Annotated in this window: 21 protein-coding genes and 1 pseudogene; 8 read left to right on the top strand and 14 right to left on the bottom strand. The window is 59.3% G+C overall.

Annotated features, from left to right (window positions below; all coding sequences use genetic code 11):
- The first annotated feature begins 55 nt into the window (after positions 1 to 55).
- Entirely contained in the window at positions 56 to 700 is a 645-nt protein-coding gene (gene pyrE, locus FQ185_RS02955; protein ID WP_149416178.1) for an orotate phosphoribosyltransferase, read from the top strand.
- A 43-nt stretch (positions 701 to 743) separates the two neighbouring features.
- Here pyrE and FQ185_RS02960 read toward each other — a convergent pair whose 3' ends face one another.
- The 8 genes and pseudogenes from FQ185_RS02960 to coaBC form a co-directional block, all read right to left on the bottom strand.
- Positions 744 to 1,127, bottom strand: a complete 384-nt coding sequence (locus tag FQ185_RS02960; protein WP_149416179.1) for a hypothetical protein — start codon at positions 1,125 to 1,127, stop codon at positions 744 to 746.
- Positions 1,114 to 1,686 carry a hypothetical protein gene (locus FQ185_RS02965; protein WP_149416180.1) on the bottom strand — a complete coding sequence of 191 codons (573 nt, stop codon included), beginning with the start codon at positions 1,684 to 1,686 and terminating at the stop codon, positions 1,114 to 1,116. Before FQ185_RS02965 ends, FQ185_RS02960 begins: the two co-directional genes overlap by 14 nt.
- Positions 1,687 to 1,704: 18 nt before the next feature.
- Positions 1,705 to 1,932, bottom strand: a complete 228-nt coding sequence (locus FQ185_RS02970) for a hypothetical protein (protein ID WP_149416181.1) — start codon at positions 1,930 to 1,932, stop codon at positions 1,705 to 1,707.
- Between the two features lie 191 nt (positions 1,933 to 2,123).
- On the bottom strand, positions 2,124 to 3,029 hold the full coding sequence (gene argB / locus FQ185_RS02975) for an acetylglutamate kinase (protein ID WP_109626724.1): 906 nt from the start codon (positions 3,027 to 3,029) through the stop codon (positions 2,124 to 2,126).
- A gap of 39 nt (positions 3,030 to 3,068) precedes the next feature.
- Positions 3,069 to 4,472 (bottom strand): annotated as a pseudogene (locus tag FQ185_RS02980) (phosphomannomutase/phosphoglucomutase); the annotation flags it as partial.
- Positions 4,466 to 4,843 carry a hypothetical protein gene (locus FQ185_RS02985; RefSeq protein WP_149416183.1) on the bottom strand — a complete coding sequence of 126 codons (378 nt, stop codon included), beginning with the start codon at positions 4,841 to 4,843 and terminating at the stop codon, positions 4,466 to 4,468. The gene FQ185_RS02985 and the pseudogene FQ185_RS02980, both read right to left, overlap by 7 nt.
- Positions 4,794 to 5,249 carry a dUTP diphosphatase gene (gene dut / locus FQ185_RS02990; RefSeq protein WP_149416184.1) on the bottom strand — a complete coding sequence of 152 codons (456 nt, stop codon included), beginning with the start codon at positions 5,247 to 5,249 and terminating at the stop codon, positions 4,794 to 4,796. The genes FQ185_RS02985 and dut overlap by 50 nt, the downstream gene beginning before the upstream one ends.
- 5 nt (positions 5,250 to 5,254) lie before the next feature.
- A complete protein-coding gene (coaBC, locus tag FQ185_RS02995) occupies positions 5,255 to 6,463 on the bottom strand; it encodes a bifunctional phosphopantothenoylcysteine decarboxylase/phosphopantothenate--cysteine ligase CoaBC (RefSeq protein ID WP_149416563.1) in 1,209 nt (402 codons plus the stop codon).
- A gap of 136 nt (positions 6,464 to 6,599) precedes the next feature.
- Here coaBC and radC point away from each other — a divergent pair, with 136 nt between their 5' ends.
- Positions 6,600 to 7,274: a DNA repair protein RadC gene (gene radC, locus FQ185_RS03000; protein ID WP_149416185.1), complete on the top strand. Its 675-nt coding sequence runs from the start codon at positions 6,600 to 6,602 to the stop codon at positions 7,272 to 7,274.
- Positions 7,275 to 7,340: 66 nt separating this feature from the next.
- Here radC and FQ185_RS03005 read toward each other — a convergent pair whose 3' ends face one another.
- A complete protein-coding gene (locus tag FQ185_RS03005) occupies positions 7,341 to 8,927 on the bottom strand; it encodes an ABC transporter substrate-binding protein (RefSeq protein ID WP_149416186.1) in 1,587 nt (528 codons plus the stop codon).
- A gap of 445 nt (positions 8,928 to 9,372) precedes the next feature.
- On the opposite strand from FQ185_RS03005, the gene rpmB reads away from it, so the two are divergent.
- Both rpmB and rpmG read left to right on the top strand, forming a co-directional pair.
- The gene (gene rpmB / locus FQ185_RS03010; protein ID WP_007894701.1) at positions 9,373 to 9,606 is read left to right on the top strand and encodes a 50S ribosomal protein L28; all 234 of its coding nucleotides are present in this window, start codon (positions 9,373 to 9,375) and stop codon (positions 9,604 to 9,606) included.
- Positions 9,607 to 9,617: 11 nt separating this feature from the next.
- Entirely contained in the window at positions 9,618 to 9,773 is a 156-nt protein-coding gene (gene rpmG, locus FQ185_RS03015) for a 50S ribosomal protein L33 (protein ID WP_095057645.1), read from the top strand.
- Between the two features lie 188 nt (positions 9,774 to 9,961).
- Here rpmG and FQ185_RS03020 read toward each other — a convergent pair whose 3' ends face one another.
- The gene (locus tag FQ185_RS03020; RefSeq protein ID WP_149416187.1) at positions 9,962 to 10,324 is read right to left on the bottom strand and encodes a cupin domain-containing protein; all 363 of its coding nucleotides are present in this window, start codon (positions 10,322 to 10,324) and stop codon (positions 9,962 to 9,964) included.
- 238 nt (positions 10,325 to 10,562) lie between these two features.
- Here FQ185_RS03020 and FQ185_RS03025 point away from each other — a divergent pair, with 238 nt between their 5' ends.
- A complete protein-coding gene (locus FQ185_RS03025; protein ID WP_149416188.1) occupies positions 10,563 to 12,056 on the top strand; it encodes an aldehyde dehydrogenase in 1,494 nt (497 codons plus the stop codon).
- A gap of 161 nt (positions 12,057 to 12,217) precedes the next feature.
- Positions 12,218 to 13,363, top strand: a complete 1,146-nt coding sequence (locus tag FQ185_RS03035; RefSeq protein WP_149416189.1) for an MFS transporter — start codon at positions 12,218 to 12,220, stop codon at positions 13,361 to 13,363.
- 97 nt (positions 13,364 to 13,460) lie between these two features.
- Here the strand turns inward: FQ185_RS03035 and FQ185_RS03045 are convergent, their stop codons facing one another.
- Both FQ185_RS03045 and FQ185_RS03050 read right to left on the bottom strand, forming a co-directional pair.
- A complete protein-coding gene (locus tag FQ185_RS03045; RefSeq protein WP_149416190.1) occupies positions 13,461 to 15,029 on the bottom strand; it encodes a phospholipase D family protein in 1,569 nt (522 codons plus the stop codon).
- 60 nt (positions 15,030 to 15,089) lie between these two features.
- The gene (locus tag FQ185_RS03050) at positions 15,090 to 16,523 is read right to left on the bottom strand and encodes a PLP-dependent aminotransferase family protein (RefSeq protein WP_149416191.1); all 1,434 of its coding nucleotides are present in this window, start codon (positions 16,521 to 16,523) and stop codon (positions 15,090 to 15,092) included.
- A 180-nt stretch (positions 16,524 to 16,703) separates the two neighbouring features.
- Here FQ185_RS03050 and FQ185_RS03055 point away from each other — a divergent pair, with 180 nt between their 5' ends.
- Entirely contained in the window at positions 16,704 to 16,949 is a 246-nt protein-coding gene (locus FQ185_RS03055; RefSeq protein WP_149416192.1) for a DUF1127 domain-containing protein, read from the top strand.
- Positions 16,950 to 17,092: 143 nt separating this feature from the next.
- Here the strand turns inward: FQ185_RS03055 and FQ185_RS03060 are convergent, their stop codons facing one another.
- Positions 17,093 to 18,406 carry an FAD-binding oxidoreductase gene (locus FQ185_RS03060; protein ID WP_149416193.1) on the bottom strand — a complete coding sequence of 438 codons (1,314 nt, stop codon included), beginning with the start codon at positions 18,404 to 18,406 and terminating at the stop codon, positions 17,093 to 17,095.
- 147 nt (positions 18,407 to 18,553) lie between these two features.
- Between FQ185_RS03060 and FQ185_RS03065 the strand changes: the two genes are divergently transcribed.
- A complete protein-coding gene (locus tag FQ185_RS03065) occupies positions 18,554 to 18,907 on the top strand; it encodes a YkgJ family cysteine cluster protein (protein ID WP_149416194.1) in 354 nt (117 codons plus the stop codon).
- A 140-nt stretch (positions 18,908 to 19,047) separates the two neighbouring features.
- Here FQ185_RS03065 and FQ185_RS03070 read toward each other — a convergent pair whose 3' ends face one another.
- Entirely contained in the window at positions 19,048 to 19,536 is a 489-nt protein-coding gene (locus FQ185_RS03070; RefSeq protein WP_003176896.1) for an Lrp/AsnC ligand binding domain-containing protein, read from the bottom strand.
- Between the last annotated feature and the right edge of the window lie 14 nt (positions 19,537 to 19,550).

Below are 19,550 nucleotides of genomic sequence, written 5' to 3' on the forward strand. Positions count from 1 at the left end.
ATGATACACGGCGTCAACCTAATTAGCTAAATCCGTGGTATTTGGGGTTTTTTTCATGCAAGCGTATCAGCGCGATTTCATTCGTTTTGCCATCGATCGCGGCGTTTTGCGCTTCGGCGAGTTCACCCTGAAGTCCGGGCGCACCAGTCCTTACTTCTTCAATGCCGGCCTGTTCAACTCAGGGAAGGCGCTTGCGCAGCTGGGTCGTTTCTACGCGGCAGCCATCATTGAGAGCGGTATTTCGTTCGATGTATTGTTTGGTCCAGCGTACAAAGGCATCCCTTTGGCGGCGACTACCGCAGTGGCCTTGGCCGAGCATCATGACCGTGATTTGCCATGGTGCTTCAACCGCAAGGAAGCCAAGGCTCACGGCGAAGGCGGCAGCCTGGTCGGCGCACCGTTGACCGGCGACGTGCTGATCATCGACGACGTGATCACCGCTGGCACTGCCATCCGCGAGGTGATGCAGATCATCGGCTCCCAGGACGGCGCCAAGGCGGCGGGTGTGCTCATCGCCCTGAACCGTCAGGAGCGTGGCAACGGCGAGTTGTCGGCGATCCAGGAAGTGGAACGTGACTTCGGCATTCCGGTGATCAGTATTGTTTCGCTGAACCAGGTGCTCGAGTTCCTGGCTGACGATCCGCAGCTAAAGCAGCATTTGCCAGCGGTTGAAGCCTATCGCGCACAGTTCGGCGTTTAACGAAAAGGCCCTGTTTTTACAGGGCTTTTTTTTCATCTGGCGATTAACGCAGGCTGCACCATTTCGCACACAGGCGCAGGGTCAACCGCGCGTTGAACAGCGCAAACACCATCAGTGCAAACACAACCATTACGTAAAGTGTGCGATCCACGTCAAAGTCCCAAAGATCCAGCGTGCTGCTGCCCATGATTTTCACAGCGGCAGGCAAGTTGACGTAAAACAGCGCCAGAAAGGCGCTGGTCAGAGGGAGGGCGCAGGCGAACAAAACGTTCGTTACCTTTTCCCGGCTACGTTTTCTGGCGAGCGGGCCAGATTGGTTTTCATCCAACTCCAACGCTTCATGCAGCCTCGGCCACGCCAGGTTGAACATGAAGGTGGTCAGGGTCAGCAGCAAGCCGCTGACCGCGACGATGTCACTGAATGGCATTCAGGCCCAGTGTCTGGCACAACAGCGCGTGGGAATCTTCACTGATTTCGAACTGCCCGGCACTGCCTTTGCGTTTGGTGATGGGTTTGAAAGTCGGCTCGTTCTGGGTGATCAGCATGTTCAGCTCATCACGGATGACGTCAGAGCTGATCACCACCAGGTAAACCGTCTGCGCATGCTCTGCCGTTTCGATCACGGCCCTCATGCTGTGTTGAAGGATCTCGTCCAGCTGATTGCGAAACCGTGAAACCGTATTTTTCAGCAGGGTTTTGCTCTGGCTCTGAGTGAGCTGGAAAATCGTCGATATCTGCGATTCGGTCGGCAAGGTCTGCCCGAAGTAGCTTTGAATCAGATACAGCAAGCGGTCCTGTTTCGCTTCATCGGCCCGGCTTGGCATGCCGCCTTCGACCAGCATCTTCAGGTACTCGGTCAGGCTGGCCTTGGCAATTCGTTGCAAGGCATGAGCGATTTCGCCATCGGAAATCTTCAGGGTCTTTTTGACCGGTTCCTTCTGCTCCTGCTCGAAAGCCTGGGCGTCAATCGTGAACGAGATCTGCATGAATCATCGCCTCCCAGGCTATTTTTTTCTGACAGGGCTGGAGGTTTTGTTCGGGTACGGATCTACCATAGCGTCGCCTTGGCCGGTCAGAACCTTCCAGCCCTTAAGGGCGTGAGTGGAGTCATCGAAATGATGGCAGGGGGGCATTGAAACGCTGGACGGACCGGAATACTGATGGCCGCAGTCCACACATTCAAAGGTGCCTGCAGAAACATCACTACCGTAAGGAACGTAATCTTTTTTCATGAGGTAGATCTCCTGTGGATTCACGGAAGATCCTATGCGGACTAATGCTGGCTGGATGTCGGACATTTCGCTTTGTCAGGTCAGGCATTTCCTGCGCGCATAAAAAAGATCGCAGACTTCGTCAGCTCCTACGGAATATTCGTACATCCATAGGCGCCGCTGAAGGCTGCGATCTTTTAAGGCTTTATAAATCAGGGACGCTTGCGATTGCTGATCAAGGTACCCACACCGGTATCGGTGAAGATTTCCAGCAAAATCGCATTCGGTACCCGACCATCGATGATCAGCGAGCTACCCACGCCACCCTGAACCGCTTCCAGCGCGCAACGGATCTTCGGCAGCATGCCGCCGTAGATCGTGCCGTCGGCGATCAGGTCATCGACCTGTTGGGTGGTCAGGCCGGTCAGGACCGTGCCCGACTTGTCCATCAGGCCGGCGATGTTGGTCAGCAGCATCAGCTTTTCAGCTTTCAGCGCTTCGGCGACTTTACCGGCCACCAGGTCAGCGTTGATGTTGTACGACTCGCCGTTGGCGCCGACACCGATTGGCGCGATCACCGGGATGAAGTCACCTTTGACCAGCAGGTTCAGCAAGTCGGTGTTGATGCCGACTACTTCACCGACCTGGCCGATGTCGATGATTTCCGGTTGAGTCATCTCCGGCGTCTGGCGCGTTACGGTGAGCTTTTTCGCACGAATCAGCTCGGCGTCTTTACCGGTCAGGCCGATGGCGCTGCCGCCATGACGGTTGATCAGGTTGACGATGTCCTTGTTGACCTGGCCGCCGAGGACCATTTCCACTACGTCCATGGTCTGCGCGTCAGTCACGCGCATGCCGTCGATGAAGTGGCTCTCTATCGACAGACGCTTGAGCAGGTCGCCGATTTGCGGGCCGCCGCCGTGAACCACCACCGGGTTGATGCCCACGGCTTTCATCAGCACGATGTCGCGGGCGAAGCCGGTTTTCAGCTCCTCGCTTTCCATCGCGTTGCCGCCGTATTTGATCACCAGCGTCTTGCCGACATAGCGGCGGATGTAAGGCAGCGCTTCGGACAGGACCTTGGCGGTGTTGGCGGCGGCTTCGCGTTCGAGGGTCATTCAGGGCTCCGGCACTTCAATAAAAGGCGCTTCGATAAATCAAAACGGTAAAAGGAGATCAGGTGCAACACGCTTCAACTGGACTTTGAAAACGTCTTTGATGCGCTGCAATTCAGCCTCGTCATCGGCCTCGAAGCGCAGCACCAGCACCGGTGTGGTGTTGGACGCGCGCACCAGGCCCCAGCCTTTGGCGTAGTCGACTCGCACGCCGTCAATGGTGGTCAGGTCGGCACCTTCGCCCCACTTCGCGTCGTGCAGAGCATCAATGATGCTGAATTTGCTCTCTTCGGTCACATGGATATTGATTTCCGGCGTAGAAATATCGTTCGGGAAGGTCGCAAACAGCTCTTCCGCGGTGGATTTTTCTTTGCTGAGGATCTCCAGCAGGCGCGCGGCGCTGTAAATGCCGTCGTCGAAACCGAACCAGCGCTCCTTGAAGAAGATGTGCCCGCTCATTTCGCCGGCCAGCAGGGCGCCGGTTTGTTTCATTTTCTTTTTGATCAACGAGTGACCGGTCTTCCACATTAGCGGACGACCACCGTATTCCTTGATCAGCGGCGTCAGGCGACGGGTGCATTTGACGTCGAAGATGATCTCCGCGTCGGCGTTGCGCGCCAGCACGTCACGGGCGAACAGCATCAGCAGGCGGTCTGGGTAAACGATGCTGCCGGTGTTGGTCACCACGCCGACGCGGTCGCCGTCGCCGTCGAAGGCCAGGCCGATGTCGGCGTTGGTTTCCTTGACCTTGGCGATCAGGTCAACGAGGTTTTCAGGCTTGCCCGGGTCCGGGTGGTGGTTCGGGAAGTTGCCGTCGACGTCGCAGAACAGCGGAATGACTTCGCAGTTCAGGGCCTCGATCAGTTGCGGGGCGATCACGCCGGCGGCGCCGTTACCGCAGTCGACTACCACTTTCAGGCGGCGGGCCAGTTTGATGTCCTGGACGATTTCGGTGTTGTAGCGATCGAGGATCTCAACCTGGGTGATGCTGCCCTTGCCGCTGCTCAGGTTGTTGGTCTTGAGGCGTTCGTGCAGGGCCTGGATCTGTTCGTTGGCCAGGGTATCGCCAGCGATGACGATCTTGAAGCCGTTGTAGTTTGACGGGTTGTGGCTGCCGGTGAGCATTACACCGGATTTGCCGGCCAATACGTTGGCGGCGTAATACAGCGCAGGCGTTGGTACCAGGCCGACGTCGCTGACGTGGCAGCCGCTGTCGGCCAGGCCCTTGATCAATTGCTCCACCAGTTCCGGGCCGGACAGGCGACCGTCGCGACCAACGGAAACGTTCGGTTCGTCCTGGGCCAGGCTCTGGGAGCCGATGGCGCGACCGAGCCAATAAGCGGTTTCAGCGTTCAAGAATTCCGGGACGGTGCCGCGAATGTCATAGGCGCGGAAGATGCTGTCGGGAAACTTGGGTGCGACTTGGGCTGGGGTGCTCATTACTGGAAATGCTCCATCTCGAAGGTGGCTGGACCTGCCGGCGAAGAACTCGTCGGCAGGCGCAAACTGAAGGGTATGACGGCTTTTTCCACTGAGAGTTCGTGGTGTGCAATGGCCATGCCCTCAGATTCAGTGAGCCTTTGGCCGGTCCATACCTTGATTTCCAGTCGTAAACCTTCCAGATGACGGCTGTGCATTTTCAGCCACGAACCTGAGGGAGCGTGCTTGCTCGCGACGGCGTACTGGTAGTCAGCACTGGTGTTGAATGTGCCGCCGTCATCGAGCAGGCTCGCTCCCACAATGAAGCGTCGGGTCGTGATTTTCGGATCAATGGCTGCCGGAATGCCCGAAGCCACCCGCACCGCGCTCGGTTTCAACGAACTCTTCGACCATCTCGAAGTGTGCTTGAACCACCGGCACCAGAACCAACTGGGCCAGGCGCTCGCCGACCACCATGTTGAACTCGGTCTGACCACGGTTCCAGCACGACACCATCAGCGGACCCTGGTAATCGGAGTCGATCAGGCCAACCAGATTGCCCAGCACGATGCCGTGCTTATGGCCTAGGCCGGAGCGCGGCAGAATCAGCGCCGCCAGGCCCGGGTCGCCGATGTAGACGGACAGGCCGGTGGGGATCAGCAGGGTTTCACCCGGCTTGATCACGGTGTCTTTTTCCAGCATGGCGCGCAGGTCGAGGCCGGCGGAGCCTGGGGTGGCGTATTGCGGCAGCGGGAAGTCGGTACCGATGCGAGGGTCGAGGATCTTGGCTTGCAAAGCGTGCATGTAAATTAAACCTGGTTCAGCCGTTCGGCGATAAAAGTGATCAGTTGGCGAGCAATCTTGCTCTTGCTGGTCTGGGCGAAGAGTGTGGCGTGCAATTCACGGTCGATCACGCTGCAGGCGTTTTCTTCACTGTTGAAGCCGATGCTCGGGTTGGCGACGTCATTGGCGACGATCAAATCGAGGTTCTTGTCTTTCAACTTGCGCGCAGCGTAATCGAGCAGGTGTTCGGTTTCGGCAGCGAAACCGACACTGAACGGACGGTCGGGGCGAGTAGCGATGGAGGCCAGGATGTCCGGGTTTCGCACCATCTGTAGCAACAAGCCGTCGCCGTTCGTAGGGTCTTTCTTGAGTTTCTGTGGGGCCACGACTTCCGGACGGTAGTCCGCGACCGCTGCGGAGGCGATAAACAGGTCGCAGGGCATTGAGGCTTCACAAGCAGCGAGCATGTCGCGGGCGCTGACCACGTCGATGCGCGTGACGCGATCCGGGGTTGGCAGGTGCACCGGGCCGGTGATCAGGGTCACGCGGGCACCGGCTTCCACCGCGGCTTCGGCCAGGGCGAAGCCCATTTTGCCGGAGCTGTGGTTGGTGATGTAACGCACCGGGTCGATGTTTTCCTGGGTCGGGCCAGCGGTAATCAGCACGTGCTTGCCGGTGAGTGCCTGACGCTGGAAGCAGTCAGCCGCGCATTGGGCGAGGTCGGTGGCTTCGAGCATACGGCCCATGCCGACGTCGCCACAGGCCTGGCTGCCGGAGGCCGGGCCGAAGGATTTGATGCCGCGGCTTTCGAGCAATTGCAGATTGGCTTGGGTCGCCGGGTCGCGCCACATGGCCTGGTTCATCGCCGGGGCAACGGCGACCACGGCGTCGGTGGCCAGCACCAGTGTCGTCAGCAGGTCGTTGGCGATGCCTTGGGCCAGACGGGCGATCAGGTCCGCCGTTGCCGGGGCGATCAGCACCAGATCGGCCCATTTGGCCAGCTCGATGTGGCCCATGGCAGCTTCGGCCGCCGGGTCCAGCAGGTCGAGGTGAACCGGGTGCCCGGAGAGGGCCTGCATGGTCAACGGAGTAATGAACTCGCTGCCGCCACGGGTCATGACCACGCGCACTTCGGCGCCTTGGTCGATCAGGCGGCGAACCAGGTCGGCGCTCTTATAGGCAGCAATGCCGCCGCCGACGCCCAGAACGATGCGTTTCCGATACAGCCGCTGCATAGGTCTGCCTTTCATTTCGTTGATGACTGCATGGCGATACCCCCTCCCCAGGGATGAAATCGCCCGCAAAAAAGATGGGCTAAGATATCACAGCGACCGCTATGGAACAGCGGCGCCCACATTCCAGGGAGGTGCTATGAGTATTCGCGATTGGCCGGTGGCCGAGCGGCCGCGGGAAAAGTTACTGGAGCAGGGCTCGGCGAGTCTTTCGGATGCCGAGCTGTTGGCGATCTTCCTTCGAACCGGGGTGTCCGGTAAAAGCGCGGTGGATCTGGCGCGACATCTCTTGAGTCAGTTTGGCAGCCTGCGCAAATTGCTGGAGGCGGATCTGCGGACCTTTAGTGGTGAGCTTGGTCTCGGGCCAGCCAAGTTTGCGCAGTTGCAGGCGGTGCTGGAGATGGCCCGACGTCATCTGGCTGAGCGCCTGCGTCACAACTCAGTGCTGGAGAATCCTTTGGCGGTGCGTGATTACCTCAAATCGATGCTGCGTCATGAGCCGCATGAGGTATTCGGCTGCCTGTTTCTGGATTCTAAGCATCGGGTGCTGGCGTTTGAATCGCTGTTTCGCGGCTCCATCGATTGCACCAGCGTTTATCCACGCCAAGTAGTCAAGCGTGCGTTGGCCCACAACGCCGCAGCGTTGATCCTCTGCCACAACCATCCGTCGGGCAATCCCGACCCCAGTCAGGCTGACCGAAAATTGACCAAGCGCCTGCAAGAGGCGCTGGACCTGATCGATGTGCGGGTGCTCGACCATTTCATCATCGGTGACGGCGATCCGCTGTCCATGGCGGAGTATGGGTGGATGTAGGAGAGTCGGTCGGTTAAACGAAAACCCTGTGGGAGCGGCGGTGCGACAGGTTTTGTGGTGTCGCCATTATTTGAGGTTGACCTTCGAGTAGTCCTGACGGCCGAACGGGCTGACCGAGTACCCCTCAACATCCTTGCGCGTCAGCGCAAAAGCAGTCGGGTGGGCCAGCGGCAGCCACAGCGCCTGCTGCTGGATCTGTGCCTGGGCCTGTTCGTAGAGCTTGGTACGCACACCTTGCTCGCCGGTGGTCTTGCCGGCGCTGATCAGCTTGTCCAGCTCCTGGTTGCAGTAGCGTGCGAAGTTGGTGCCGGATTTGACCGCGGCGCAGGAAAACTGCGGCGTCAGGAAATTGTCCGGGTCGCCGTTGTCACCGGCCCAGCCCATGAACAGCAGGTCGTGTTCACCGGCTTTGGCACGGCGTATCAACTCGCCCCATTCGATCACCCGAATCTCGGCTTGAATGCCGATTTCCGCGAGGTCGGACTGAAGCATTTGAGCGCTGAGACTTGGGTTGGGGTTCAGCAGGCTGCCGGAAGGGCGGGTCCAGATGGTGGTTCTGAAGCCGTCTTTGAGCCCGGCTTTGGCCATCAATGCCTTGGCCTTCTCGATGTCATGCGGATAACCCGGCAAGCCTTTGGCATAGCTCCAGGTGTTTGGCGGGTACGGGCCGTTGGCGGGCTCGGCGGTGTCTTCGAATACGGCTTTGACGTAGTTGGCCTTGTCGAACGCGAGGTTGATTGCCTGACGCACTTCAGGCTTGTCCAGCGGTGGGTGCTGGCTGTTAATGCCGACGAACGCGGTCATGAACGCGTCAGTCTTTTCCACTTTCAAGGTCGGCTCTTTCATTGCTGCCTGTACGTCCAGAGGCTTGGGCGACAGGGCGATCTGGCACTCGTTGCGACGCAGTTTCTGCAAACGAACGTTGGCATCCGGCGTGATGGCGAAGATCAACGGGTCCACCGAAGGCTTGCCGCGGAAGTAAGCCGGGTTGGCCTTGTAACGAATCGCGGCGTCTTTCTGAAAGCGCGTGAAAATGAACGGGCCGCTGCCGATCGGCTGGTTGTTGAGCTTCTCGGGCGTGCCGGCCTTCAGCAGTTTGTCGGCGTATTCAGCGGAATAGATCGAGGCGAAGCCCATGCTTAGGGTCGGCAGGAAGGTCGAGTCCGGGTGATCGAGCGTGAAACGCACGGTCAGCGGGTCCAGTGCATCGATCTTCTTGATTAGCGCTGGCAACTGCATCGACTGGGCATGCGGGAAACCGCTCTGGGCGACTTTATGCCATGGGTTTGCCGGGTCGAGCATTCGGTCGAAGCTGAACTTCACGTCTTCGGCGGTCAGGTCACGCGTTGGGCTGAAGTAATCGGTGCGGTGGAATTTCACCTGCGGATGCAGTTTAAAAACGTACGTCAGGCCGTCCGGCGTGACGTCCCAGCTGTCTGCGAGGCTGGCGACGACTTTGCCGCTGGCGGTATCGAAGTCCACCAGACGGTTCATCAGCACGTCGGCCGAGGCGTTGGTGGTGGTCAGCGAGTTGTATTGCACCACGTCGAACCCTTCCGGGCTGGCCTCGGTGCAGACGCTCAGCGCGGCGGCAAAGGCCTGTGGGCTCAGCAGAAGAGGCGCGAGCAACAGCGGTAGGGCAGCGAGGCGCATGGTCGGATTCCTTTACAGATCGAAGGCCCATCTGCAAGTGCAGTCTGGAAAAGGCTTACCCTAGTGGGCTCTTTTGTAAATGACTATCCCCTTTTTCATTTTCGGGGGACTATGGGCGACTGATTTTGGTGTGTGAGGTCGGGGGAAGCTCCGGATTGATGGGTTGGCCGTTTCTGTGCGACGAGTGGTCGTTATCGACCATAGCCTTTATCCAAGGCGCTCGGCGCTCAAAAAATGGGGTTTTTATCAACTCAACGCACACCGATTGTTGTTGCTCTTCAGTCTTTCTGGTATAAAGCAGCGCTCTTTTCTAGGGGCCCGGTTCCTTCACTGTAGGTGTAGCCGGTAAGACCTCTAAAGAAACGCGGCGCCTGGCGCCAAATGACTGAGAGATTAAGCGGCCAACCCATGCCGGGTTGGGCATGTGGTTTTAGAGGGCTGAGGCATGTCGAGAGTATGTCAAGTTACCGGTAAGGGTCCGGTGACTGGGAATAACATTTCCCACGCAAACAACAAAACCCGTCGTCGTTTCCTGCCGAACCTGCAGCATCACCGCTTCTGGGTTGAAGAAGAGAAACGTTTCGTGCGTCTGCGCGTATCTGCCAAAGGCATGCGTATCATCGACAAGCGTGGCATCACTGTCGTGCTGGCCGAAATCCGCAAAGCTGGCAAGATCTAAGGGAGCTAATCATGCGTGAATTGATTCGTTTGATTTCGAGCGCCGGTACTGGTCACTTCTACACTACCGACAAGAACAAGCGTACTACTCCGGACAAACTCGAGATCAAGAAATTTGATCCGGTTGTTCGCAAGCACGTGATCTACAAGGAAGGCAAAATCAAGTAATTGATTTTTCCCTCTTACGAAAAAGGCCCGTATCGCGAGATACGGGCCTTTTTTGTTGCCTGTGGATTATGCGTTACCTGTCAGGGCCTCATCGCGGGCAAGCCCGCTCCCACAGGGGGCTGTGTCAATCACAAAACCTGTGGGAGTGGGCTTGCCCGCGATGAGGCCGGCTCAAGCAGCATAAGTCTTCAGGCCTTCTGTTCAAACGCCACGTAGATCTTGCGGCAAGGTTCCAGCACCTCCCAGGTGCCGCGAAAGCCCGCCGGAATAACAAAGCGATCGCCCGCGCGCACGGTTTTGCTGTTGCCGTCGTTGTCGCGCAGCACTGAAACCCCTTGAACGATTTCGCAGTACTCATGCTCGGTGAAGTTCACCAGCCATTGGCCGACTGCACCTTCCCACACGCCGGCATTCAACTGACCGCACGGGCTGTTGTAGTGGTTGTAAACTGCTTGTTCGGGGTCGCCCTTGAGAACCTTCGCCGGGTCTGGCCGATAGCGATCGGGCTGAGTAGTGGCTTGGCTGAAGTCGACGATGTCCTGGATGCTCATTGTTGTAATCCCCCGTGATTGCGGCGCAAATGACTGGAAGGCCCAAAGTCTATGTTTATTAAAATGAACATCGCAAGGCCGTTTGCCGGCCTTATGTCAAATATATTGAAACTTCACCTGCCGCTGGTTTAGGGTGGCGGTTGCCTTGGGCCGAAAATGCAGGCTGGCCGGGCAGAATTCCTGACAGCGCCCGCGAAGACCGCGCAGCGTTCGTATTCAACAAGAGGAGGACACTCGAATGACCACCCTGACTCGTGCCGATTGGGAACAACGGGCTCGCGATCTGAAGATCGAAGGTCGTGCCTACATCAATGGCGAATACACCGATGCTGTCTCCGCCGAGACCTTCGAGTGCATCAGCCCGGTCGATGGCCGTCTGCTGGGCAAGATTGCCAGCTGTGACGCCGCCGACGCCCAGCGCGCTGTTGAAAACGCTCGCGGCACTTTCAATTCCGGCGTCTGGTCGCGCCTGGCGCCGACCAAACGCAAAGCCACCATGATTCGTTTCGCCGGCCTGCTGAAACAGCACGCCGAAGAGCTGGCCCTGCTTGAAACCCTGGACATGGGCAAGCCGATCAGTGATTCCCTGTACATCGACGTTCCAGGCGCGGCGCAAGCCCTGAGCTGGAGCGGTGAAGCCATCGACAAAATCTATGACGAAGTGGCCGCGACTCCCCATGACCAGTTGGGTCTGGTGACCCGCGAACCAGTCGGCGTCGTCGGCGCCATCGTGCCGTGGAACTTCCCGTTGATGATGGCTTGCTGGAAACTTGGCCCGGCGCTGTCCACCGGTAACTCGGTGATCCTCAAGCCGTCGGAAAAATCCCCGCTGACGGCTATTCGCATTGCTGCGCTAGCCGTTGAAGCCGGTATCCCGAAAGGCGTGCTGAACGTCCTGCCGGGCTACGGTCACACCGTCGGCAAGGCCCTGGCCCTGCACAACGACGTGGACACCCTGGTGTTCACCGGTTCGACCAAGATCGCCAAGCAACTGCTGATCTACTCCGGCGAATCGAACATGAAACGCGTCTGGCTCGAAGCCGGCGGCAAGAGCCCGAACATCGTGTTCGCCGATGCGCCGGACCTGCAAGCTGCCGCTGAATCGGCTGCCGGCGCCATCGCCTTCAACCAAGGCGAAGTCTGCACCGCCGGCTCGCGTCTGCTGGTGGAGCGTTCGATCAAGGACACTTTCCTGCCGCTGGTGATCGAGGCCCTCAAAACCTGGAAACCGGGCAACCCGCTGGACCCGGCGACCAACGTCGGCGCACTGGTAGATACCCAGCAGATGAACACCGTGCTGTCCTATATCGAGTCCGGCCACACCGACGGCGCCAAACTGGTGGCGGGCGGCAAGCGCATTCTTCAGGAAACCGGTGGCACTTACGTTGAGCCGACGATTTTCGACGGCGTCAGCAACGCGATGAAAATCGCTCAGGAAGAAATCTTTGGCCCAGTGCTGTCGGTGATCACTTTCGATACCGCCGAAGAAGCCATTGCGATTGCCAACGACACCCCTTACGGCTTGGCCGCAGCGGTCTGGACCAAGGATATTTCCAAGGCCCACCTGACTGCCAAGGCACTGCGCGCCGGTAGCGTTTGGGTCAACCAGTACGATGGCGGCGACATGACCGCACCGTTCGGTGGCTTCAAGCAGTCCGGCAACGGTCGCGACAAGTCGTTGCACGCGTTCGACAAATACACCGAGCTGAAGGCGACCTGGATCAAGTTGTAAGTCGGTTTTCTTAACAACGCAGATCCCTTGTGGGAGCGAGCCTGCTCGCGAAGACGGTGTAACAGTCAACATTGATGTTGAATGTGCTGGCCTCTTCGCGAGCAAGCTTGCTCCCACATTGTTTTGTGCAGCACATAAAAATATCCACAGGAGTGTGGAACATGCGTTGGGCGACTTATTTCGCCGTGTTGGCGTCTGTCTTGAGTGTCGGCCTGGCCCTGGGCGTCACCATGCCGCTGGTGTCGTTGCGCCTGGAAGGCTGGGGTTACGGCTCGTTCGCCATCGGCGTGATGGCGTCGATGCCGGCGATTGGCGTATTGCTGGGCGCGAAGATTTCCAGCCATCTGGCGGCGCGCCTGGGCACGGCCAATCTGATGCGCTTGTGCCTGTGGGCCGGGGCGTTGTCCATCGGTTTGCTGGCGCTGTTGCCGAGCTATCCGATTTGGTTGGTATTGCGGCTGATGATCGGGGTGATCCTGACCCTCGTGTTCATCCTCGGTGAAAGCTGGATCAACCAGCTTGTGCTGGAAGAGTGGCGTGGGCGACTGGTGGCGCTGTATGGCAGCAGCTATGCACTGAGTCAGCTGGCCGGGCCGTTGCTGCTGGGGGCATTGGGCACCGAGCACGATTACGGATTCTGGGTCGGTGTCGGTTTGCTGATGACGGCACCGCTCCTGTTGCTGGGCCGCAGCGGCGCGCCTTCCAGCGAAGCCAGCAGCGTGACCTTCGGTGACTTGCTGAACTTCTGTCGCGGCCTGCCGGCGATTGCCTGGGCGGTGTCGCTGTTCGCGGCGTTCGAGGCGATGATCCTGACGTTGTTACCGGTCTATTGTCTGCGTCAGGGCTTCACGACGGAAATTGCGCTGGCGATGGTGAGCACGGTGGTGGTCGGTGACGCATTGCTGCAATTGCCGATAGGCGCGCTGGCGGATCGTCTGTCGCGGCGCACGTTGTTCACTGGATGCGCGGTGGTTTTGCTGCTGTCGAGCCTGGCGATTCCGCTGTTGATCGACACGTTGCTGATCTGGCCACTGTGGGTGTTGTTCGGTGCCAGTGCCGGTGGCTTGTTCACCTTGTCACTGATCCTGATCGGCGAGCGATACCGCGACGATGCGCTGGTACGGGCCAATGCCCATATCGCGCAGTTGTGGGGGATTGGTTGCCTCGTCGGGCCACTGGCGGCAGGGGCTGGCAGCCAGTGGATCAGTGGTCACGCGTTGCCGTTGCTGATGGCGGCCGGTGCGTTTGGCCTGGTGATTTTGCTATCGCGGCAGGGGGCGTTCGGTGCGGTAGCTGAACCGGCCTAAAACCTGTGGAAGCGAGCTTGCTCGCGAAGAGGCCAGCACGTTCAACATCAATGTTGACTGTTACACCGCCTTCGCGAGCAGGCTCGCTCCCACTGAGTTACAACATCCGTTCCAACCCGACCGTGGTGCTGAACCACGCATTGAAGCGCCGCCACCAGCTCCCCGGTTCCTTGGTCAACGTGTGCAGTTTGCCGTCATCTTCGGTAACCCAGACGACCCGCTCCTGCTCCAGTTTCGCCTGATAACTCAGGGGAGGCGCCATGCCCTGCATCGCCAGTTCGCGGACGTAGGCGGCGAATTCAGGGCTATCCACCAGCACCCCGACTTCGGTGTTCCATAACACCGAGCGTGGGTCGAAGTTGAACGAGCCGATGAAGGCTTTCTGCTGGTCGAAGATGATTGCCTTGCTGTGCAGGCTGGAATCGGAATCGCCATAGGACTTGCTGGAAAACAGACGTGGCCCGCTGCCGCTGTCATCGCCGGGCTGGCGACGCAATTCGAACAGTTGCACGCCGTGTTCCAACAGTGCCTTGCGATAGGGCGCGTAGCCGCCGTGCACCGCCGGAACGTCTGTGGCTTCCAGTGAGTTGGTCAGCATGCTCACCGACACCCCGGCATCGGCGCGCCCGGTCAGGTACACCAGCCCTGGCTGGCCGGGAACGAAGTAGGCCGAGATCATGATCAACTCTTTGCTGACTTTATTGAGCTCGGGTGCCAACTGCGTGGTCAGCAGCAATTGCGGGTCGGGCTCGCCGTCGGCCAGCACCTTGCTCGGCGCGTCCCACAGCGCCTGGTTCCAGGCCCAGATCAGCTCCCGGCGCCAGATGTCCATGCGTGGTTCTGTCCTGTAAGTCATCAGGCGCTGATACAGCGCGTGATTCTGTTTTCGCGTTTCTTCCAGGGATTCTTCCAACCGGGTGCGAGTGTTTTCCAGATCCTTGGCCGTCGGTTTGCTCGAGAGAAATTGGTCGATCGGTTTGCTCAGGGCGCTGTTCCAGTATTGATCGAAACTGTGTCCCAGTTGTTCGGCGACCGGGCCGACACCGAGCATGTCGATGTCGGTGAAATTCAGGTTGGGTTCGGCATCGAAATACTCGTCCCCCAGATTGCGTCCGCCGACAATGGCCGCGCTGTTGTCCGCCAGCCACAGCTTGTTGTGCATGCGCCGATGTTGCTGCGACAGGTTGAACAGCCGGCCCAGGGTGCGTGTTACGCCGGTGGCGCGCCCCAGGTGCAGCGGGTTGAACACACGGATCTGGATCTGCGGATGCGCCGCCAGGGTGGCGATGATCCGGTCCAGGCCATCGCTGGTGGTGTCGTCAAGCAGGATGCGCACCCGCACGCCACGGTCGGCAGCCTTGAGCAGTTCGTCCACTAGCATTCGCGTGCTGATGCCGTCATGGACGATGTAGTACTGCAGATCGAGGCTGCTTTGTGCGTTACGAATCAGCTCGGCGCGGGCCGTGAAGGCTTCGGTGCTGTTGGATAGCAAGCGAAACCCGGATTGCCCTTCATGGGGGGCGGCCTGAGCCTGGATCGAACGGCCGAATGCCGAATCGCTGGCGGGCAGCGCCTGACTCGGTTCGCGCTGAACGTCGAAGCTGGCGCAGCCGCCCAGGAACGAGGCGAGCAACAGAAGAGCGAGCAGGGGTTGTCTGACTCTCACGTGGGATCGTTCCGATTGGCGGCAGGGGTCGGCATATGGACGCTGGTTTCCCGAGAAAGGTCAGTCGGTGACGCTGTCAGTTTCAGCGAGCAGCTGGATGGCCGCAGCGCCGACCCTGCGCACCGCTTCTTCGATCTGCGGTGTTGGCTTGGCAGCGTAGTTCATCCGCAGGCAATTGCGATACTTGCCCGAGGCGGAAAAGATGCTGCCGACGGCAATCTGTACGCCCTGATCGTGCAAGGCGCGATTGAGCTTCAGCGTGTCGAACCCTTCCGGCAGTTCCACCCACAGCATGAAACTGCCTTGCGGGCGACTGGCCCGGGTGCCGGCCGGGAAGTACCGGCTCACCCAATCGATCATCACGTCGCGATTGCGTTGGTATTGGGTGCGCATCCGCCGCAAATGCGGTTCGAAATGCCCGGCTTTGAGGAATTCGGCAATCGCGATCTGCGGTTGTGGCGCGGTGGAGCCGGTGCTGATGTATTTCATGTGCAGCACCCGTTCCAGATAACGGCCGGGCGCGACCCAGCCAATCCGCAAGCCCGGTGCCAGTGTCTTGGAAAATGAACTGCACAACAGGACGCGGCCATCCTCGTCGAAGGATTTGATCGTGCGCGGACGCGGGTAGGTGTAGGCCAGTTCGCCATACACATCGTCCTCGATGATCGCCACGTCGAAACGCTGTGCGAGCGTCAACAACGCACGTTTGCGCGACTCCGGCATGATGTAGCCCAGCGGGTTGTTACAGTTGGGCGTCAACTGTATGGCCTTGATCGGCCATTGTTCCAGGGCCAGTTCCAGCGCGTCGAGGCTGATCCCGGTGAGCGGGTCGGTGGGGATTTCCAGGGCTTTCATGCCCAGGCCCTTGAGGGTTTGCATGGCGCCGTGAAAACTCGGTGAATCCACGGCCACAATGTCGCCCGGCTCGCAGATGGAGCGGATGCTGGTGGACAGCGCTTCGTGGCAACCGGTGGTGACCACCAGATCGTTGGCGCTTAGCTGACAGCCGGAATCGAGCAACAGGCGGGCGATCTGTTCGCGCAGTTCGAGGGTGCCGTAGATGTTGTCGTAGTACAGACCGGGCATGTCCTGCCGACGGCTGATTCGCGCCAGGTTGCGCAGCAGTGGCTTCATGGTCGGCGAGGTGATGTCGGGCATGCCGCGACCCAGTTGCACCACGTCCTTGCGTGGCACCGCGCGGATCAACTCCAGCACTTGATCCCATTGGGAAATGTCCACCGGTCGCTGGGCCGGGCGGCCAACGGCTGGCAGCTCCGGCAGCTCTCGACTCACCGGTACGAAATACCCTGACTTGGGTTTTGGCATCGCCAGCCCGCTGTCTTCCAGTACGCGATAGGCCTGCTGAACCGTGCTCAGGCTGACCCCGTGTTCGACGCTCAACGCCCGCACGGACGGCAGCCGGTCACCGGGGCGATAGAAGCCCTGTTCGATACGCGTGCCGAGCAATTCTGCGAGATTGACGTAAAGGGTCATGGGTGCAGTCTCGGTATGGAGGAATCGGTTAACCAGTACAGATGAAGTAAAAATACAGGATTCAGTGGTTGGATCGATCAATCTGTATGGATTTAATACAAGCGTATTGAATCTGTAATGCTTTTCGTCGTCCACGCATCATGAAAGCTCTGGCTACCCAAGTAAACAGGAGCAATCAAAATGAACGGCTTGAGCGATGTGCGGCTGACGTTACGCAGTCAGGAACTGGCAGCAGGGCAAAACAACGGTGCACGCGAGGCGGTCATGCGCGACGCGCCGTCCGGCCTGAGTCGCTGGGGCCTGTTCTGGCATCGTCTGCACACGCGCAAGGCGTTGCTGACGCTCACGCCGGAGCAGCTCAAGGATGTAGGGTTGAGTCGTGAGCAGGCGCGGGAGGAGGGGCTTAAACCGTTCTGGCGGATCTGAGTGCTGCGGTGTCGTTGCGGCCCTTATCGCGGGCAAGCCCGCTCCCACAGTGGTCGCTGGTGTTCACAACAATTGTGTTCACCGCCAATCCCTGTGGGAGCGGGCTTGCCCGCGATGAGGCCAGTAAGACCGCAGCTAATCGATCAGACCAACTCTTTAAGCCGATGCCACAACATCCCCAGCGCCAACAATGGCGAGCGCAAATGCTTACCGCCAGGGAACGTGATATGCGGCACCTTGGCAAACAGATCGAACCCGCCGCTCTGCTGACCACTGATCGCCTCAGCCAGCAACTTGCCCGCCAGGTGCGTGGCATTCACGCCGTGACCGGAATAAGCCTGGGCGTAATACACATTCGGCTGGTCCTTGAGCCGACCGATCTGCGGCAGACGGTTGGCGCCGATGCCAATCATCCCGCCCCATTGATAGTCGATCTTCACCCCGGCCAGTTGCGGGAAAACTTCCAGCATCTTCGGTCGCATGTACGCGCCGATGTCCTTCGGGTCCCGGCCTGAATAATGACAGGCACCGCCGAACAGCAAGCGTCGGTCAGCCGAGAGTCGGTAATAGTCCAGCGCCACCCGTTGATCACAGACCGCCATGTTCTGGGGCAGCAAAACGTGCGCCTGCTCCTCACTCAAAGGTTCGGTGGCAATGATGTAGCTTCCGGCGGGCAGCACCTTGCCGCTGAGTTCGGGATTGAGTTCATTGAGGTAGGCGTTGCAGCCCAGCACCAGCGTCTTGGCACGAACCGAGCCTTGGGCGGTATGGACCTTGACCTCGGGGCCGTAATCGATACGGGTCACCGCCGACTGTTCGAACAGCTTCACGCCCAGTTGCTGTGCGGCGGCCGCTTCGCCAAGGGCCAGGTTCAGCGGGTGCAGATGCCCCGAGCCCATGTCGATCAGGCCGCCGACGTAGCGGTCGGAACCCACCACCGAGTGCATTTCATTGGCTTGCAGAAGACGGGTTTCGTGGCGGTAACCGAGGCTGCGCAGTTCTTCCGCGTCTTCGGCGAAACCTTCAAGGTCTCGCGGCTTGTTGGCGAGGTCGCAGTAGCCCCAGGTCAGGTCGCAAGGGATCTGAAAACGCTCGACCCGCTGTCGGACGATTTCCACCGCTTCCAGCCCCATGAGTTTCATCTGACGCACGCCGTCGGCGCCGATCACATTAGCGAACTGATCGAGGCCATGACCGACACCACGAATCAACTGGCCGCCATTACGCCCGCTGGCGCCCCAGCCGATTTTGTGGGCTTCGAGCAGCACCACGCTGAGACCGCGTTCAGCCAGCTCCAGGGCCGTGTTCAACCCCGAGAACCCGCCACCGACCACGCACACGTCAGACACCAGCTCGCCTGTGAGCACCGGATGATCGGGCTGCGGCAGGCTGCTGGCGGCGTAATAAGAAGCAGCGTGCTGGTGGCTCGGGACAGATTGCTGAGCACGGGCATTCATGTGCGTGTTCCTGATGCTTGTGTTTAGGAAATTTGACGGAGCATAAGCCGGACCTTCGCAGGCGGGCAACACTGGTCGGTTGGTGCTGTCTGGATCGGGGCTTTTGCGTCAGAATCCCGGTCTATTCCGCTTTTGGTCACCGCTTCGATGAGCTGCAACAGTCAGAAAATTCGCACGCTACGGCAGCAGATTCCCTCGTTCGAGTGCGTCCCTGGCTGTCATGACTGCTGTGGGCCAGTGACCACCTCACCGGAAGAAATGTCCCGCCTGCCGCGCAAAACCCGGGCCGAGCAGGATGCGGCGATGGATGAGCTCAATTGCGTCCACCTGGGGCCCAACGGTTGCACCGTGTATGGCGAGCGACCGCTGATCTGTCGGCTGTTTGGCACCACCAAGACCTTGCCATGCCCCAATGGGCGGGGACCGGTGGAGCTGATTCATCCGCGGGTCGAGAAGCAGATTCACGAGTACATGGCTTCGACTCGCCAGGTCCTCGTCTGAGGGAAGACCGAGTCGCCTGTAATCGCTAGCAGGCTAGCTCCCACAGTTGATCTTCAGCAGACACACATTCTGTGCATGACACAGATCCAGTGTGGGAGCTAGCCTGCTAGCGATGGGGCCTGACCGGGCACCCCAAAATCTCAATCCGGAATCGGCAGGTTCAAGCTCTCTTTCACTTCTTCCATCACGATATAGCTCTTGGATTCGCGCACATGCGGCAGCTTGAGCAGGATGTCGCCCAGCAATTTGCGGTACGAGGCCATCTCGGAAATCCGCGCCTTCACCAGATAGTCGAAATCCCCTGACACCAAATGACATTCCAGCACATGGGGCAGTTTCAGCACCGCGCGTCGGAACTCCTCGAAAGTATCGCCGGATTTGTAGTCGAGGCTGATCTCGACGAATACCAGAAGACTGCCCTTGAGGTGCTGCGGATTGAGTCGGGCGTTGTAGCCCATGATGATCCCTTCGCGCTCCAGCCGCCGAACCCGCTCGGTACACGGCGTGGTCGACAGCCCGACCTTTTCCCCCAGCTCGGTAAAGGAGATGCGCCCGTCCGTTTGCAGGATCCGCAGGATGTTGCGGTCGATCTTGTCCAGCTCACGTTTGGTCTGAGTGTTGGTACGCATAGGGGATGCGCCTC

The sequence above is a fragment of the Pseudomonas sp. ANT_H12B genome (assembly GCF_008369325.1).
GTDB lineage: Bacteria > Pseudomonadota > Gammaproteobacteria > Pseudomonadales > Pseudomonadaceae > Aquipseudomonas.